Below are 981 nucleotides of genomic sequence, written 5' to 3'. Positions count from 1 at the left end.
AAGAGTTAGCCAATCACCCGCTCAGGGGCGGGGACTTCTCCTGGCCAAAAACGGGGACTTCCAGATGGCCATTGACAACGGTTTTGGCTGCATTTGGGGCCAGGGCTGGCGGTTTTCTGCCCCCGAGGACTCCACAATCACCTACGAGTTGATGTGGGGCGTGACGGAATCTAGCATCTCCGCGATGACGTATGCCTCGCTTTCACGATCATGTTCAGGCAGGTCGGGTAGCGCGCATTCACTGGTTTTGGCACCGCTAAGTCGTTATCCAGCAACGCGTGTCGCGAATCGTTCCACGCGAGTAGAGGCCGGCTGTGGACTCACCAATCGTGCTGTTCGGCGAAAACCCCGCCGCGGTGGGGTTCACGTTCGCTGAGCTTGGCACCACGGTGCACCCCCTCACCACGTGTGAAAAGATAACCCCTCGGGCTGACGACTGGCACTAGCAATTGCGTGGGCGGCGGCGATCGATGAATCACCGCACTGCATCGTCCGCACTAGCCACGCGCAGCATCGTCGCTTCTCCTTGCCCCGAGTACCACGACGACACGCCAATCCGCGTCGAAATGCGCAGATTGTTCAACCGCTTTCACCATCGAACGCCCTAGGCCCCCTAAGGATTCAGCTCACCCAGCCACGTCCACCACAGATTGTAGATAGGCGATCCCTAGTACCGGTCTATGGAGGGGGTAGCCACCCGCTACCCCCTCCTCCGGCCTACGGGCCGGTCGGACCGGTGTCCCCGGTTGGCCCGGTCGGGCCGGTGTCGCCGGTCGGCCCGGTCGGGCCGGTGTCACCCGTCGGACCGGTCGGGCCGGTTGCTCCGGTCACCGGTCGGGCCAGTGGCTCCGGTGTCACCCGTCGCCCCGGTGTCACCGGTCGGGCCAGTGGCTCCGGTGTCACCCGTCGGGCCGGTCGCCCCGGTGTCACCCGTCGCCCCCGTGTCACCGGTCGGGCCAGTGGCTCCGGTGTCACCCGTCG

1 protein-coding gene is annotated in these 981 nt (G+C 64.7%); it reads right to left on the bottom strand.

The genetic code is table 11. The features are described from left to right. Positions 1–793: 793 nt before the first annotated feature. A partial coding sequence (locus BST27_RS30570) for a hypothetical protein (RefSeq protein WP_211285337.1) occupies positions 794–981 on the bottom strand: 188 nt, incomplete at its 5' end.

Origin of the sequence: Mycobacterium intermedium, assembly GCF_002086275.1 — a bacterium.
In the GTDB taxonomy this organism is placed as follows: domain Bacteria; phylum Actinomycetota; class Actinomycetes; order Mycobacteriales; family Mycobacteriaceae; genus Mycobacterium; species Mycobacterium intermedium.
Note: the sequence above shows the minus strand (reverse complement) of the source record. Positions and strands in the feature narration are given on the sequence as shown.